This is a genomic window from Ornithinimicrobium sediminis (assembly GCF_021272345.1).
GTDB lineage: Bacteria > Actinomycetota > Actinomycetes > Actinomycetales > Dermatophilaceae > Ornithinicoccus > Ornithinicoccus sediminis_B.
The window spans coordinates 365,812-380,229 of the sequence record NZ_JAJSDQ010000004.1 but is presented as its reverse complement, the minus strand read 5'-3'; the positions used below and the strand labels follow the sequence as shown (position 1 = coordinate 380,229).

General features: G+C 72.5%; 15 protein-coding genes. 9 read left to right on the top strand and 6 right to left on the bottom strand.

What is annotated here, in order from left to right:
- Positions 1 to 200 (top strand): HNH endonuclease signature motif containing protein (locus tag LVO85_RS11980; protein WP_232747701.1); only part of this gene is annotated, 200 nt, incomplete at its 5' end.
- Positions 201 to 309: 109 nt separating this feature from the next.
- Here the strand turns inward: LVO85_RS11980 and LVO85_RS11975 are convergent.
- The 3 genes from LVO85_RS11975 to LVO85_RS11965 all read right to left on the bottom strand — a co-directional run bounded on the left by LVO85_RS11975 (position 310) and on the right by LVO85_RS11965 (position 4,174).
- Positions 310 to 2,163: an acyl-CoA dehydrogenase gene (locus LVO85_RS11975; protein WP_232747700.1), complete on the bottom strand. Its 1,854-nt coding sequence runs from the start codon at positions 2,161 to 2,163 to the stop codon at positions 310 to 312.
- Between the two features lie 110 nt (positions 2,164 to 2,273).
- Positions 2,274 to 2,942, bottom strand: coding sequence for a response regulator transcription factor (locus tag LVO85_RS11970; RefSeq protein WP_232747699.1), 669 nt, complete (start codon positions 2,940 to 2,942; stop codon positions 2,274 to 2,276).
- Positions 2,943 to 2,989: 47 nt separating this feature from the next.
- Positions 2,990 to 4,174, bottom strand: coding sequence for a sensor histidine kinase (locus LVO85_RS11965; protein WP_232747698.1), 1,185 nt, complete (start codon positions 4,172 to 4,174; stop codon positions 2,990 to 2,992).
- Between the two features lie 140 nt (positions 4,175 to 4,314).
- On the opposite strand from LVO85_RS11965, the gene LVO85_RS11960 reads away from it, so the two are divergent.
- The gene (locus LVO85_RS11960; RefSeq protein ID WP_232747697.1) at positions 4,315 to 5,214 is read left to right on the top strand and encodes an ABC transporter ATP-binding protein; all 900 of its coding nucleotides are present in this window, start codon (positions 4,315 to 4,317) and stop codon (positions 5,212 to 5,214) included.
- Positions 5,211 to 6,026: an ABC transporter permease gene (locus tag LVO85_RS11955; protein WP_232747696.1), complete on the top strand. Its 816-nt coding sequence runs from the start codon at positions 5,211 to 5,213 to the stop codon at positions 6,024 to 6,026. Before LVO85_RS11960 ends, LVO85_RS11955 begins: the two co-directional genes overlap by 4 nt.
- Before the next feature lie 150 nt (positions 6,027 to 6,176).
- Here LVO85_RS11955 and LVO85_RS11950 read toward each other — a convergent pair whose 3' ends face one another.
- Positions 6,177 to 7,208, bottom strand: a complete 1,032-nt coding sequence (locus LVO85_RS11950) for a glycerate kinase family protein (protein WP_232747695.1) — start codon at positions 7,206 to 7,208, stop codon at positions 6,177 to 6,179.
- 187 nt (positions 7,209 to 7,395) lie between these two features.
- Here LVO85_RS11950 and LVO85_RS11945 point away from each other — a divergent pair, with 187 nt between their 5' ends.
- The 6 genes from LVO85_RS11945 (at position 7,396) to LVO85_RS11920 (ending at position 13,793) form a co-directional block, all read left to right on the top strand.
- Positions 7,396 to 8,916 carry an ABC transporter substrate-binding protein gene (locus LVO85_RS11945; RefSeq protein WP_232747694.1) on the top strand — a complete coding sequence of 507 codons (1,521 nt, stop codon included), beginning with the start codon at positions 7,396 to 7,398 and terminating at the stop codon, positions 8,914 to 8,916.
- A gap of 36 nt (positions 8,917 to 8,952) precedes the next feature.
- Entirely contained in the window at positions 8,953 to 9,900 is a 948-nt protein-coding gene (locus LVO85_RS11940) for an ABC transporter permease (protein WP_232747693.1), read from the top strand.
- Entirely contained in the window at positions 9,897 to 10,772 is an 876-nt protein-coding gene (locus LVO85_RS11935; protein ID WP_232747692.1) for an ABC transporter permease, read from the top strand. Before LVO85_RS11940 ends, LVO85_RS11935 begins: the two co-directional genes overlap by 4 nt.
- Positions 10,769 to 11,812: an ABC transporter ATP-binding protein gene (locus LVO85_RS11930; RefSeq protein WP_332875432.1), complete on the top strand. Its 1,044-nt coding sequence runs from the start codon at positions 10,769 to 10,771 to the stop codon at positions 11,810 to 11,812. Before LVO85_RS11935 ends, LVO85_RS11930 begins: the two co-directional genes overlap by 4 nt.
- 38 nt (positions 11,813 to 11,850) lie before the next feature.
- On the top strand, positions 11,851 to 12,714 hold the full coding sequence (locus LVO85_RS11925) for an ATP-binding cassette domain-containing protein (protein WP_232747691.1): 864 nt from the start codon (positions 11,851 to 11,853) through the stop codon (positions 12,712 to 12,714).
- Between the two features lie 95 nt (positions 12,715 to 12,809).
- Positions 12,810 to 13,793 carry a YihY/virulence factor BrkB family protein gene (locus LVO85_RS11920; protein WP_232747690.1) on the top strand — a complete coding sequence of 328 codons (984 nt, stop codon included), beginning with the start codon at positions 12,810 to 12,812 and terminating at the stop codon, positions 13,791 to 13,793.
- Positions 13,794 to 13,905: 112 nt separating this feature from the next.
- On the opposite strand, the gene LVO85_RS11915 is transcribed toward LVO85_RS11920, so the two are convergent.
- Positions 13,906 to 14,070, bottom strand: coding sequence for a hypothetical protein (locus LVO85_RS11915; protein WP_232747689.1), 165 nt, complete (start codon positions 14,068 to 14,070; stop codon positions 13,906 to 13,908).
- Positions 14,037 to 14,369: a DUF2200 domain-containing protein gene (locus tag LVO85_RS11910; protein WP_232747688.1), complete on the bottom strand. Its 333-nt coding sequence runs from the start codon at positions 14,367 to 14,369 to the stop codon at positions 14,037 to 14,039. Before LVO85_RS11910 ends, LVO85_RS11915 begins: the two co-directional genes overlap by 34 nt.
- Between the last annotated feature and the right edge of the window lie 49 nt (positions 14,370 to 14,418).

Sequence of the window (14,418 nt, the reverse complement as noted above, 5' to 3'; positions counted from 1 at the left end):
GCGACCGAGGGTGCACGATCCCGGGATGCACGGTGCCCGCGACCTGGTGCGATGCCCACCACGTGGTGCCGTGGGCGCAGGGAGGGTGTTCTGACCTGTTCAACTACGCCCTGCTGTGCCCGCGACACCACACCTGGGTCCACGACCGGGGCCGCGACGCGACGGTCACCGCCCTCGGCGTCACCTGGCACCTGCGATGACCTCGCCCCGCACCCGGCCCCACCGGCCGGGCCACAGGCAGGGCCCAGGGCCAGCAGACAGCGCGTGCCGGCTGCCCTCAGGGAAGAAACAGCCAGGGTCGCGGAGCAGTCAGAAGGCCGACTCCGGGACCTCCATGAGGGAGTTGTCGGTCTGGGTGACGATGACACGGTCGGAGGCCAGGCGGGGCAGCACGGTGCGGGCGAAGAACGAGGCCGCCGCGACCTTGCCGGTGTAGAAGTCTGCGTCGGCCCCGGTTGCACCGTTGTCCAGGGCCGCCTGGGCCACCTCGGCCTGGCGCAGCAGCAGCCAGCCGATGACGACGTCCCCCGCGGCGAGCAGCAGCCGGGTCGACTGCTGGCCCACGGCATACACCGCACTCGGGTCGGACTGCGCGGCCATCGTCCTGCCGACCATGAACTCGACCATGCCCTGGAAGTCCTGGAGGGCTGCACCCAGGAACGAGCGCTCGGTCGCCAGCCTGTCGTTGCTCTCGCCGCCCTTGACGAGCGTCATCATCTCCTGGGCGAGGTAGCCCAGCGCCTCGCCGCGGTCGCGGACGATCTTGCGGAAGAAGAAGTCGAGGCCCTGGATCGCGGTGGTGCCCTCGTAGAGGCTGTCGATCTTGGCGTCACGGACGTACTGCTCGACGGGGTAGTCCTCCAGGAAGCCCGACCCACCGAAGGTCTGCAGCGACTCGGTGCCCAGCAGCACCCAGGCACGCTCGGAGCCGCATCCCTTGACCAGCGGCAGCAGCAGGTCGTTGACCCGCTGCGCCAGGTAGGCCTCACTGCCCGGCTCCAGGCCCTCGGAGCCGGAGGCGGTCTGCGCCGCGTGCACCGTGTCCTGGAACGTCGCGGTGTAGAGCACCAGCGCCCGCAGCCCCTCGGCATACGCCTTCTGCAGCATGAGTGAGCGGCGCACGTCCGGGTGGTGGGTGATCGTGACCCGGGGCGCGGTCTTGTCGGCCATCCGGGTGAGGTCTGCGCCCTGGACGCGCTCCTTGGCATAGGCGAGGGCGTTGAGGTAGCCCGTGGAGAGGGTCGCGATGGCCTTGGTGCCGACGAGCATCCGGGCGTACTCGATGATCCGGAACATCTGCGCGATGCCGTCGTGCACGTCCCCGAGCAAGGTGCCCACCGCGGGCTCCTGCTCACCGAAGCGCACCTCACAGGTCGTGGAGATCTTCAGGCCCATCTTGTGCTCGAGGTTGGTGATCTCGACACCGTTGCGCTCCCCCAGCGTGCCGTCCTCGTCGACGTGGAACTTCGGGACGACGAACAGGGACAGCCCCTTGGTGCCGGGGCCGGCGCCCTCGGGGCGGGCCAGCACGAAGTGGATGACGTTGTCGTAGAAGGGCGCCACGCCCGAGGTGATGAAGCGCTTGACGCCGGAGATGTGCCAGCTGCCGTCCTCGGCCTGCACCGCCTTGGCCCGCCCTGCTCCCACGTCGGAGCCGGCATCGGGCTCGGTGAGCACCATGGTGGCGCCCCAGCCCTGCTCGACCATGTGCCTGGCGAGCTCCTGCTGCCCGCGCGTGCCCAGACGGTGCATGACCTCGGCGAAGGTGTAGCCGGAGGAGTACATCTTCACCGCGGGGTTGGCGCCCAGCACCATCTCGAAGGCCGCCCAGCTCAAGGAGGGCGGGGCCGCCGAGCCGCCGAGCTCGGGGGACAGCTCCAGACGCCACCACTCGGAGTCGACGTAGTCGCGGTAGGACCGCACGAACGACTCCGGCATCGTCACCTCGCCGGTGGCAGGGTCGAACACCGGCGGCGTGCGGTCCGACTCCAGCAGGCTGCTGCCGATGCGCTCCTCGGCCAGCTGCGCGACCTGGTGCAGGATCTCGCGCGCGGTCTCCTCGTCGATGTCCTCGAACGGCGGCTTGCCCAGCACCGCGTCCCGGCCCAGCACCTCGAACAGGTTGAACTCGAGGTCGCGCACGTTGGCTGTGTAGTGGCTCATCAAGACTCCGATGTGTCCGATACCTGCAGTACCTACTGTCGAGTAACAGTGTCCGCCACCAGTGCCATCTCTGGCAAGAGCGAGCCGCCTACCAGCGGCCCCTGTGCTCCTCAGGTGAGGCCGGCGTCGTGCACGAGCAGAGCCACCTGCGTGCGGTTGTCGAGCCCGAGCTTGGTCAGCACACGGGACACGTGCGTCTTGACCGTCGGCAGGCCCATGTAGAGGGAGCGGGCGATCTCGGCGTTGCTCGCGCCCCGGCCGATCGCCACCGCCACCTCACGCTCGCGGTCGGTCAGGGCCGCGAGCCGCGCCAGGGCCTTCTCCCGTGCGCGCTGCGCCGTGGACCCCGGCGTCTCTGAGGTGACCCGGGAGATCAGCTGCGCCGTCACGCTCGGGGAGAGCATGGGCTCCCCGGCCGCCACCGACCGGATGCCCTCGACGAGCCGCTCCGGCCGGGTCGACTTGAGCAGGAAGCCACTGGCCCCCGCACGCAGTGCGCCCAGCACCATCTCGTCGGTGTCGAAGGTGGTGAGCACGATGACGCGCGGGGCAGGGTCCAGCGCCCGCACCCGCCGGGTCGCCTCGATGCCGTCGAGCCGCGGCATACGGATGTCCATGAGCACCACGTCCGGGCGGTGCTCCGCCACGGCCGACACCGCCTCGACACCGTCGGACGCCTCGCCGACGACGTCGATGTCGGGGGACCCGCCCAGGATCAGCCGGAGCCCGGTGCGCACGAGCGCGTCGTCGTCGACGAGCACCACCCGGATCGTGCCCACACCTGCACCTCGCTCCTCCCGCGGTCGGCTGCCGTGCGCGACCTCGCTCACTCCTGCCACGGCAGGCTGCCGTGCACGACGAACCGACCGGCCCGGTCGGGGCCGTAGGCCAGCTGGCCGCCGGCGAGGGTCACCCGCTCGCGCAGCCCGATCAGGCCCACCCCGGACGACTCCGGGGCCGGCACCACCCCACCGTAGGGGGCCGGTTCGTTCATGACCAGGAACCGCAGGCCCTGCTCGGGGTCGCCGACCAGCTCCACGGTGACCGGCACGCCCGGCGCGTGCTTGCGTGCGTTGGTCAGCGCCTCCTGCACGACCCGGTAGGCGTGCCGTGACATCCGTGCCGGCACGCCGCCCAGGCCGGCAGGGTCCGGGAGGTCGATCGTGAGGTCGACCTCGGTGCCGTTGTCGCGGACCTCCTCGACCAGGGACGGGAGGGCGGCCAGGTCGGGCTGCGGGCCGCTCGGCTGCTCGGGCTCGCCCTCCCCGCGGAGCACACCAAGGATCTCCCGCAGCTCGGAGACAGCCAGGTCCGCGTTGTCGCGCAGCAGCTCGGCCGTCTGCCGCACCTGCTGACGGGGCAGGTCCTCACGGTAGGCGAGGGCCCCGGCGTGCATCGCGATCATCGAGATGCGATGCGCCAGCACGTCGTGCATCTCGCGGGCGATCCGGGCGCGCTCGGCGGACTGGGCCTGCGCGATGCGACCGGCCTGCTCCCGCTCCGCCGTCTCGGCACGCTGGCGGAGCGCGACCAGGGTGTCGCGCTGGGCGCCGATGGCCGCGCCGAGACCGGTGAGCCCCACGAAGGTCGCCACCTGGGTGGTCAACGCCGCGAGGAGGCTCGGCTCGGTGCCGTCCGGGATGAACCACTCGGACGGCACCGAGGCCACCAGCCACACGGGCAGCACCAGGGCGAGCTCCCGCCACCGCCGACGCGTGGCGAGCGAGATCAGCGCCAGCGCCGCTGCCGGCGCCGCGGACAGGGAGACCATCGTGCAGAGGGTGGCGGCAAGGACGACGGGCACCGGCCGGCGTCGCCGCCACAGCAGGAGCGTCACGGCCAGGACCCCGGCGAGGGGGTCGACCCAGGGCCACCAGGCCGGGAAGTCCCCCAGCTCGTCATAGCTCGCCAGGGCCAGCACGACGACGAAGGACACGGCGCCGAGCAGTGCCGCCAGCCCGAGCCGCCAGGTCTCTCCCCAGGCGGTGGTGGCGGGGACGGAACGGCTCACGACCCCGACTGTATGCCGGGGGTGCGCGGCCGGCGTCCGCCGAAAGTAGCGGTGAGGCGGGCGGGGTCGAGACGGAAGGATGACCCGGGTCGGGACCCGCGGCCGATGTGCGCGCGGGAGGTGTCGGCCAGGCTGGAGCCATGATCACCACGACCAACCTGGTGCGTCGCTACGGCGACTTCACCGCCGTCGACGACGTGACCTTCAGCGCCCGACCGGGCAGGGTCACCGGCTTCCTGGGCCCCAACGGCGCCGGCAAGTCGACCACCATGCGTGTCCTGACCGGTCTCACGCCGGCGACCTCCGGCACGGCGCACGTCCTCGACCGGCCCTTCGCGGAGCTGACCAACCCGGGGCGTCACGTCGGCGTCCTGCTCGACGCCTCCGCCCAGCACAGCGGCCGGACGGGCCGTGAGGTGCTGACCGTCAGCGCCCTCACCATGGGTCTGGACACCCGGCGCGTCGACCGCATGCTGGACGTCGTCGGGCTCTCGGCGAAGGAGGCCCGCCGTCGCGTGGGCAACTACTCCCTGGGGATGCGGCAGCGTCTGGGCATCGCCAACGCGCTGCTCGGGGAACCTCAGGTCCTCGTTCTCGACGAGCCCGCCAACGGCCTGGACCCGGCGGGCATCCGCTGGATGCGCGACCTGCTGGGGGGCTTCGCCGACGAGGGGGGCACCGTGCTGCTGTCCTCCCACCTGCTCAACGAGATCGAGCGGATCGCCGACGACATCGTCGTCATCGGTCACGGGCGCATCGTGGCGCAGGGCACGACCGAGGATCTGCTGCGGCCCTCGGGCACGCTGGTGCGCAGCGCCGACGACGCTGCACTGGCCTGGGCGCTGGGCGAGGAGGGGCTCGAGCACGCCGCTGCCGACGGGGGTGGTGTGCGGGTGCAGGCCGAGCCGGTGCAGGTCGGCGCGGTCGCCGCGAGCCGCGGGATCGCCCTCGTCGAGCTCCGGCCGGCGGACAACCGCGGCCTGGAAGAGATGTTCCTGACCCTGACGGCCGACACGGCACGAGAGGAGAGCGCAGCATGAGCACACAGACGGTCGACACCTCCCGTCCGGGGACGGACCCGGGCCGGACGGCCCGGGAGGACCTGGGCCCTGTCCGTGCGGTCCCCTTCACCCGGCTGCTGCGGGTGGAGCTGCGCAAGCAGGCCGACACCCGGGCGGGCAGGTGGTTCCTGGTCCTCATCGCCGTGGTCACCGTGGCGATCCTGGTGACGCTGCTGGCCACCGGGGACGGGAGCCGCACCTTCCAGGACTACTTCGAGGGCACGGTCACGCCGCTGCAGATCTTCCTGCCGGTGCTCGCCATCATGGCGGCCACCTCCGAGTGGTCGCAGCGCACGGCGATGAGCACCTTCACGCTCGAGCCACGTCGCGGCCGGGTAGTGGCGGCCAAGGTCCTGGCCAGCCTGGTGCTGGGCGCGACGCTGCTCGTCGTCGCCGCGGCGCTCGCGGCGCTGACCCAGCTCGCCGCCGTGCTCGTCCGGGGTGCGGAGGCCGACTGGACCGTGACGGGGTGGGTCGTCGGCGGGGCGGTCATCGCCCTGACGGTCTTCCTGCTCCAGGGGTCGGCGTTCGGCCTGGCGCTGCTCAACACCCCCGCCGCGATCGTCGCGTTCTTCGCGCTGCCGACCGCCTTGAGCGTCGTCAGCGCGCTGATCGAGTCGTGGCGTGACACGATGTCCTGGATCGACATCAACCAGACCACCGTGCCGTTCTTCACGGGGTCGGCGCCCACGGGTGAGCAGTGGGCGCAGTTTGCTGTCTCGATGGCCGTGTGGGTTGTGCTGCCCATGGCCATCGGGGTGTGGCGGGTGCTGCACCGCGAGGTGAAGTAGCCGCCCGTCCGGGTCTCCACCGCGCCGCCGACAGGGGTTTGCGGTGTGTGTGGAGGCCTCAGGGAGCGTCAGCGGGACCGTCGGTCGACGACTGGTCCCGCTGACGTGTCTGTCCCCCCTCCCCCCGGCGGGTGCGCCCGCAGGCGCGTGTCAGCCCGTCCCGAGCCGGGACAGGTGTGCGGTGACGGCGTGCTGCACGACCTCGGCCGTATGCCGCCAGGACGCGCCGGCGCCGTAGGCGCGGCTGAGGTCGACGACGGTGAGCCCTCTCACCCGGTCCGGCGGCACGTCGTCGCGCACGGTGCCGGCCAGCACCAGGACGGGCGTGCCGTGGCGGCGGGCCCGCTCGACGACACCACCGACGACCTTGCCGCGGAAGCTCTGGCCGTCCAGGGCGCCCTCGCCGGTCACGGCCAGCCGGGCCCCCACCAGCGCGCCGTCGACACCCGCCTGGTCGGCGACCAGGTCGAAGCCCGGCAGCAGCCGGCCACCGAGCACCACCAGCCCCCCGCCCAGACCACCCGCCGCCCCGGCGCCGGCGACACCGTCGAGGTCGACGCCCCAGCGCTCGCGGTAGTGGTCGCGCAGCAGCTCCAGCCGGGTGCTGAGCTCGGCGACCTGCTGCGGGTCGGCGCCCTTCTGCGGCGCGAAGACCCGGGCGGCGTCGGTGAACTGCGTCTCCACGTCACAGGCCCCCATGAGGTCGACCCCGAGCTCGGCCGGGCGGGTCCCCAGTGCCCCGAGCACCGCCTCGACGGCCCCGGCCCCGCCGTCGGACATCGCCGACCCGCCCAGACCCACCAGCACCCGCCGTGCACCGCCCTGGACGGCCTGCACCACGAGCTCGCCGGTGCCTGCGCTCGTGGCGGCCATGGGGTCGTTGCGCTCGGCGCCGCCGGCCAGTGCCAGGCCCGAGGCCGCGGCGCTCTCGATGACCGCCGTGCCGGTGTCGTCCAGCCGCCAGGCCGCCTCGACGGGGCGCCCGAGGGGTCCGGTCACGAGGGTGCTGCGGTTCGCGCCGCCGAAGGCGTCGAGCATGCCCTCCCCACCGTCCGCCAGGGGCACCGTCCGGCACCTCCAGCCGTGCCGCTCCGCTGCGACGCGCACCGCCTCCGCGACCTGTGGCGCCGACAGGCTCCCGCGGAACTTGTCCGGGCAGGCGACGACGAGCGGCCGGCTCATGCGTGCATGTCCATGTCCGTGTCCTTGTCCGGGGCCTTCCGCAAGGTCGAGAGGCCCAGCATGGCAGCCCGTCGTCACCACCGCGCGGCACGGGAAGGGCCGGGGCGCGTGTGGGGGCGTGCTCCGGCGTGGACGCACGGCATACGCTGTGGCGAGCACGACCGGACCACAACGGAGGCACACGACGATGGTGACCACACGCAGCACCCTGGCCCTGGCGCTGGGCGGCACGCTCGTGCTGACGGCCTGCAACGCCGGATCGGGGACCGACGACGGGGAGTCGACGGGCGAGGGCGGGGAGACCACCGAGGCGGTCACCATCGGCCTGGTGGCCGAGCCCTCGAGCCTCGACTTCACCACGGCCGACGGCGCCGCGATCCCGCAGGCCATGCTCTACAACGTCTACGAGACGCTGGTGAAGCTGGACCAGGACGGTGAGATCGTGCCGGCCCTGGCCTCGGAGTGGGAGGTCAGCGAGGACAACACGACCTACACCTTCACCCTGGTCGAGGACGCCACCTTCACCAACGGCGACCCGTTCACCGCCGACGACGTGGTCTTCTCCATCGAGCGGGTGCAGTCCGACGCGTGGACCACCTCGCTCGCCGCGCAGATGGACATCGTGGAGTCGGTCGAGGCCACCGGCGAGCACGAGGTCACGGTGACCCTGTCGCAGCCCAGCAACTCCTGGCTCTACTCCATGACCAGCCGCATCGGCGCGATGTTCGACGAGGACGGCGTCGACGACCTCGCCAACGACCCGGTCGGCACCGGTCCCTACGCGTTCGCCGACTGGCAGCGCGGCACCTCCCTCACGCTGGAGGCCAACCCGGACTACCACGGGGACGAGCCGTTCTTCGAGGAGGTGACCCTGCAGTACTTCACCGACCCCAACGCGCTCAACAACGCGCTGCTCACCGAGGCCATCGACGTCATCGGCACGGTGCAGGCCCCGGAGTCGCTGGGCGAGTTCGAGGACGGTGACTACGAGATCATCGAGGGCACCACCAACGGCGAGGTCGTGCTGTCGTTCAACAACGGCCGGCCGCCGTTCGACGACCTGCAGGTGCGCCAGGCCGCACGCCACGCGATCGACCACGAGACCCTCCTGGACACCTGCTGGGCGGGCCGCGGCACCCTCATCGGCTCCATGGTGCCGCCGACCGACCCGTGGTTCGAGGACCGCACCGGCGACTACGAGTTCGACGTCGAGCGCGCACAGGAGCTGCTCGCCGAGGCGGACGCGGAGGGCGTCGAGGTGGCGCTGCGCATCCCGACCCTGCCGTATGCCGTGGCCTGCGGGACGGTGGTGGAGTCGATGCTCGAGGACGCCGGCTTCGAGGTGACGGTCGACGAGCTGGAGTTCCCCGCGACCTGGCTGGAGGACGTGTTCACCGCCAAGGACTACGACATGTCCATCGTGGCGCACGTCGAGCCGCGCGACCTCGGCAACGTCTTCGGCAACCCCGACTACTACACGAGCTACGGCACCTCCGAGCTGATGGACCTGCTCGAGGCGGCCGACACGGGCAGCGCGGACGAGCAGGTCAGCAACATGCAGGCGGCGGCCGCCCTCGTCTCCGAGGACGCCGCGGCCGACTTCCTCTTCCTGCTGCCCAACCTCATCGTGGCCGAGGAGGGCATCACCGGCCTGCCGGAGAACGCCATCAGCGAGTCCTTCGAGCTGGCCCGGCTCGCGCGCGAGTGACCCGGCCCGGCTGAGCTCGAGGATCGGGAGGACGTCGTGCTGCTGCGCCTGGCGCACCGCTTCGGCGTCCTCGTGGCCAGTCTGGTCGCCAGCTCGCTGGTGGTCTTCGGCTTCATGCAGGTGCTCCCGGGCAACCCGGCCCGGGTCGCGCTCGGCGTCAACGCCTCCGAGGCGGCGGTCGCGCAGATGACGGCCGAGTACGGCCTGGACCGTCCCCTGGTGGTGCAGTACCTCGACTGGGTCGGCGGGATGCTGACCCTGGACCCCGGCATCGAGTACGTCTCCAAGGCGCCCATCGGCCCTCAGGTCGCCGACCGTCTCGGGGTGACGCTCTGGCTGGTGGTCGCCGCCATGCTGCTGGCCTTCGTGGTCGCGGTGCCGGTGGGTGTCTGGATGGCCGTGCGGCACCGGCACGCCGACGGCGTCGTGCTCTCCGGTGTCTCGCAGGTCGGGGTCGCGGTCCCGGCCTTCCTCGCCGGCATCCTGCTCATCTCCGTCTTCGCGGTGCGCCTCGGCTGGGTGCCCTCCGGCGGCTGGGTGCCCCCCGCGCAGGACCCCGTGGAGTTCCTGCGGCGCCTCGTGCTGCCCGCGGTCTCGCTTGCGCTCGTGCAGGGCTCGGTGCTGGCCCGCTACGTCCGCTCCGCAGTGCTCGACGTGCTGCGGGAGGACTACCTGCGCACGGCGCGGGCCAAGGGGCTGCGGCCGATGGAGGCGCTGTGGAAGCACGGGCTGCGCAACGCCGCCGTGCCCGTCGTCACGGTGCTCGGCCTGCAGCTGGCCACCCTGCTGGTGGGCGCCGTCGTGGTGGAGCGGGTCTTCGTCATCCCCGGCCTCGGGTCGCTGCTGATCGACTCGGTGGCCGGCCGTGAGCTGCTCACTGTGCAGACCGTCGTCATGGTGCTGGTGGTGGCCGTGCTCGTGATCAACTTCGTCGTCGACGCGCTCTACCTCGCGATCGACCCGCGGCTGCGGACCGCCCGATGAGCGAGGCAGGCAGCCCCGCCGGCATGATGCCGTCCACTCCGGTGGTCGGCACCGGGCGGCGGCACCTCAACCCCTCGCTGTTCGTCGGCGGCGGCCTCGTGCTGCTCGTCGTCGCGATGGCGCTGGTGTCCTACGTGTGGACGCCCTACCCGCCGATGCGCGTGCTCGGGACCGAGGCCTACCAGACGCCCAACGCCGACTTCTGGCTCGGCACCGACCGCTTCCGCCGGGACGTGCTCAGCCAGATCCTCGTCGGCGCACGCACCACCCTGTATGTCGGGGTCGTGGCGGTCGGGGTCGCTGCCCTCGTCGGCGTGCCACTGGGCATCCTCGCCGCGATGTCCGGGGGGTGGCTGGGACAGACGGTGATGCGCGCCAACGACATCCTGCTCGCCTTCCCCGCGCTGCTGCTGGCCATCATGTTCGCGGCGCTCTACGGCGGCTCCACCCAGGTGGCGATGATCGCCATCGGCATCGCCACCATCCCCTCCTTCGCGCGCATCACCAGGTCGGGCGCCCTCGGGGTGATGAGCACCGACTACGTCACCGCCGCGAGGGCGGCAGGGCACGGTCCCTTCGCGATCGCCCTGCGGCACGTGCTGCCCAACGTGGCCGGCCTGGTCATCGTGCAGGCCTCGGTGGCCTTCGCGATCGCGATCCTCGCCGAGGCGGCCCTGGCCTACCTCGGGCTGGGCACACCGACGGGCCAGGCGTCCTGGGGTCGGATGCTCTACGAGGCGCAGTCGACGCTGCGCAGCGCCCCGCATCTGGTGCTGGTCCCCGGCGCGGCGATCGCGCTGGCGGTGCTCGGCTTCAACCTCTTCGGGGACGGCCTGCGCGACTACCTCGACCCCAAGCTGGAGCGCCGGTGAGCACGGCCGCGACGGGCGCAGCCGGAGCCGGCCGGCGTGCCGGCGACGAGCCCGTGCTCGACGTGCGAGGGCTGCACGTGCGCACCCGGCACACCGAGCTGCTGTCGGACGTCGACCTGACCATCCGGCGCGGCGAGCGGGTCGGCCTGATCGGCGAGTCGGGCTCGGGCAAGTCGCTGACGGCCCTGGCGGTGCTCGGCCTGCTGGGAGAGGGGCTGACCGCCACCGGTGGGGTGCACCTGGCCGGGCACGAGGGCAACCTGCTGGAGCGCTCAGAGGGCGGGCTGGCGCGCATCCGTGGCGACGACATGGCCATGGTCTTCCAGGAGCCGATGACCGCCCTCAACCCGACCATGCGGGTCGGCGCCCAGGTGGCCGAGGCGATGACGGTGCACGGCAGCGCCTCGCGCTCGCAGGCCCGGCGACGGGCGGTCGACCTGCTGGACCAGGTGGGGCTGCCCGACCCCGAGCACGCCGCCCGGGCCTACCCGCACCAGCTCTCCGGCGGCCAGCGGCAACGGGTCGTCGCCGCCATCGCGCTGGCCAACGACCCGGTGCTGCTGGTGTGCGACGAGCCGACGACGGCGCTCGACGTCACGGTGCAGGCGCTCGTGCTCGACCTCATCGTCACCGGGGTGCAGTCGCGCGACGCCGCGCTGCTCTTCATCACCCACGACCTCGCCGTGGTGGCGACGGTGTGCGAGCGGGTGCTGGTCATGTACGGCGGCCGGATCGTGGAGGCCGGCCCGGTCGGGCAGGTGTTCACCGACCCCCGGCACCAGTACACCGCGGGGCTCCTCGCCGCCTCCGACCTGACCGCGGCGGGTGCTCGCCGGGAGCGCAGCGCGCTGCCCACGATCCCCGGCACGGTGCCTCCCGCCGGACGCTTCCCGGACGGCTGCGTCTTCCGCAACAGATGTCCCGCGGCCACCGGGCAGTGCGCCACGCGGCCGCCGTGGACGCCACGGGGCGACCACGGCGCCGGCGAGACCGCCTCCGGCTACGCGTGCTTCTACCCCGCCGGGGGTGAGCTGCGATGAGTGAGGTCGCATCGGGTGAGGTCGTGAGGAGTGAGGCCGTGAGCAGTGAGGTCCCGGCGATCCGGCTCCAGGATGTGGGCCGTGACTTCCGGCGGCCGCGTCGCTCCCTGACCCAGGCGCCCCCGGTGGTGCACGCGGTGCGCGGGGTGACCCTCGACATCGAGCGGGGCGAGCGCTTCGGCATCGTGGGGGAGTCGGGGTCCGGCAAGTCGACCCTGCTGCGGATGATCTGCGGGCTCGACCGGCCCACCAGCGGCAGCATCGAGGTCGAGGGCCGTCCGATCCACAACCAGCCGGCAGCGCGGCTGGGGTGGCTGCGGCACACCCTGCAGCTGGTGTTCCAGGACCCGATGAGCTCCTTGGACCCGCGCATGCGCGTGCGCGACATCGTGGCCGAGCCGTTGGTGGCCCAGGGGCAGGGGTCCGGTGCCGCCCGGCGAGCGCGGGTGGTCGAGCTGCTCGAGGCGGTCGGGCTGTCGGCGGATTCGGCCGACCGCTACCCGCACCAGTTCTCGGGCGGGCAGCGTCAGCGGATCTCCGTCGCGCGGGCCCTGGCGCCCGGACCGGACATCCTGGTCGCCGACGAGCCGGTCAGCGCGCTCGACGTGTCGGTGCGTGCCCAGGTGCTCAACCTCATCGACGACGTGGTCGACGGCTTCGACCTGACCCTGGTCTTCGTGAGCCACGACCTGTCGGTCGTGCGCCATGTCTGCGACCGCGTGGCGGTCATGCGACAGGGTGAGTTCGTCGAGGTCGCGCCGACCGAGCAGCTCTACGCCGACCCGCGGCATCCCTACACCCAGCAGCTCGTCTCGGCCATCCCCGACCTGCACGCAGCGCTGGACGGCCGGGCCGCCGCCGACCTGGCGCGGGCCGTGCGGGAGCGCTCACCGGACGCCTGACGGCATACCCCTCGGGCCGTGCCGGGCCCGTGGACGACGGGTCGCCGCCCGGTCCTGGGAGTGCGGCGTGCCCGGGGTCCGGTGACACTGGGCGCATGGCGACCGTCCCCCAGCGCGAGCCGACGCCTGCACCGCAGGGTGACGGCGCAGTCGGTCCACGCCAGATCCCGCTGCGGGGGTGGGTCCACATCCTGCGCCGCGTGGCCGGTCGGGTGATGGCCGACAGGTTCACGCTCTACAGCGCAGCCGTGGCCTTCTTCGCGGTGCTCTCCGTGGCGCCGGTGCTGCTCACCGCCCTGTCCGTGTACGGCGCGGTCAACACCCCGACGCAGGCGCTGGAGCACCTCTCCGGGGTCGTGACGGTCCTGCCGCCGGCGCTCGGGGACGTCCTGGCCGACCAGCTGGTCTCGATCACGGCAGCATCCACGCAGCTGCTGACCTTCAGAGGCCTGTTCTCCCTGGCCGTGGCCCTCGGCACCGCGATGGCGGCGATGACCTTCCTCATCGACGCGCTCACCGTCGCCTACCGCGAGGAGGAGACCCGGGGGATGCTGCGCCGCACCCTCCTGGCCCTCATGTTCGTGCTGGGCGGTGCGGTGGCGCTCGGTGCGGTGATCGCCGGCAGCGCCCTGGTCTCCCGCACCCTCGCCGAGGCGCCCGGGTGGGTCCGGCTCCCGGTGCTCACCGCGGTCTGGGTCGGCCTGGCCGCGCTGATGGCACTGGGCCTGGCCGTCCTCTACCGGTTCGCCCCCGACCGACGGGGCAAGGCGAGATGGCGCTGGATCAGTGGTGGGTCCGTCGCGTCGACCGTCCTGTGGCTGGCCGCCTCCGCGGGGCTCTTCGTCTACGTGCAGAACCTGGGCACGTACGAGCGCACCTACGGCTCCCTCGCCGGGGTGGCGATCAGCATGTTCTGGCTCTGGCTCACCGTCCTCCTCGTCATCCTCGGCGCGGCGGCCAACGCCGAGGCCGAGCGGCAGACGGTCCGGGACTCGACCGTCGGGGTGGAACGTCCCCCGGGCGGGCGCGGCGCCGTCGTCGCGGACGACATCCCGCCACACCCCGACGACCCGAGCTGACGCTCGACGGTGCGCAGCCGTCCGCAGAGCGCGTCACCGCCTGGAGCACCTCCTCGCGCAGGGTCCTCGAGGCCTTCTCCGGCTCCTCGAGGACGGCCTGTGCGCACGGCGGCTACTCGTCCGCGGAGAGCAGCCGTCGTCGCTGGTGTCCCGCGGCCAGCGCCAGGGCGACGAACGCAGCCCCCAGCGCCGCGGTGGTCCGGACCTGGGACCCGTCCTGCGGCCCGAAGAGCGCGGGGACCGTCAGGATCGTCGCGGCGCCCGTGACCGCCGCCATGACGACCAGGACGGCGACCACCCACGTGCGTCGGGGTCCTCGGTCTCCTCCACCCGGTGGCCGCAGACCACACCGGTGATGAGGGCGGCGTCCGGGTTCATCTCAGGAGCCTCGGCGAAGAAGGTCTCCAGGTCGACCTCGCTGGTGATGGCCTCCTCGAGGCCCGCGGTGTCGTAGCCCGTCAGCCAGCAGACCACCTGGTCCACCTCGTCCCTGCTGCGGCCCTTCCGCTCCGCCTTGCGCACGTAGTGGGGATAGATGCTGGCGAAGCTGGTGGTGAAGATCCGGTGGCCCGGCATGTGTCTCCTCCGTCGTCGTCCGGACAAGCACCGGCCGTCATGGCCGCGA

Coding starts and splice junctions, on each gene's coding strand:
- LVO85_RS11910 (WP_232747688.1), bottom strand. CDS start 14,369: ATGCCGGGCCACCGGATCTTCACCACCAGCTTCGCCAGCATCTATCCC.
- LVO85_RS11935 (WP_232747692.1), top strand. CDS start 9,897: ATGAGCGAGGCAGGCAGCCCCGCCGGCATGATGCCGTCCACTCCGGTG.
- LVO85_RS11955 (WP_232747696.1), top strand. CDS start 5,211: ATGAGCACACAGACGGTCGACACCTCCCGTCCGGGGACGGACCCGGGC.
- LVO85_RS11915 (WP_232747689.1), bottom strand. CDS start 14,070: ATGGCGGCGGTCACGGGCGCCGCGACGATCCTGACGGTCCCCGCGCTC.
- LVO85_RS11950 (WP_232747695.1), bottom strand. CDS start 7,208: ATGAGCCGGCCGCTCGTCGTCGCCTGCCCGGACAAGTTCCGCGGGAGC.
- LVO85_RS11975 (WP_232747700.1), bottom strand. CDS start 2,163: ATGAGCCACTACACAGCCAACGTGCGCGACCTCGAGTTCAACCTGTTC.
- LVO85_RS11960 (WP_232747697.1), top strand. CDS start 4,315: ATGATCACCACGACCAACCTGGTGCGTCGCTACGGCGACTTCACCGCC.
- LVO85_RS11945 (WP_232747694.1), top strand. CDS start 7,396: ATGGTGACCACACGCAGCACCCTGGCCCTGGCGCTGGGCGGCACGCTC.
- LVO85_RS11920 (WP_232747690.1), top strand. CDS start 12,810: ATGGCGACCGTCCCCCAGCGCGAGCCGACGCCTGCACCGCAGGGTGAC.